The organism is Dellaglioa sp. CoH-57-MRSF-19, from assembly GCF_056781975.1.
In genome coordinates this window covers 1-261 of sequence record NZ_JBXAXW010000286.1, presented here as the reverse complement: position 1 = coordinate 261, position 261 = coordinate 1, and the positions used below count along the sequence as shown (strand labels likewise).

The 261-nt window shown below is 55.9% G+C and carries 1 pseudogene; it reads right to left on the bottom strand.

Going from position 1 to position 261, the window contains the following annotated elements:
- Positions 1–214, bottom strand: a pseudogene (locus tag AC1RO3_RS09250) (hypothetical protein); the annotation flags it as partial.
- Positions 215–261: the final 47 nt, after the last annotated feature.

The window sequence follows — 261 nt, the reverse complement described above, 5'->3', positions numbered from 1 at the left end:
ATGCGGCATCTTCCTCCGCTGCCGGGCTCCGAAGTGGCTCGTTAGCTTCGGCAAGGCTGACCCAGCTACATCCTTGTGGGTCCCGCAGGTGTTGGATCGGATGCAGCGTCTGCGGCATTTCGAATGGGCATGAGTACTCCCACCACTCGGAGCCATCATACTCACCCCGATGCATGGATTGTCCGTCGTTAAACACGATTTCGATATCACTCACAACCTCTTGCCCACCATAACCAGAATCGTATGCGAAGTCGGCAATGG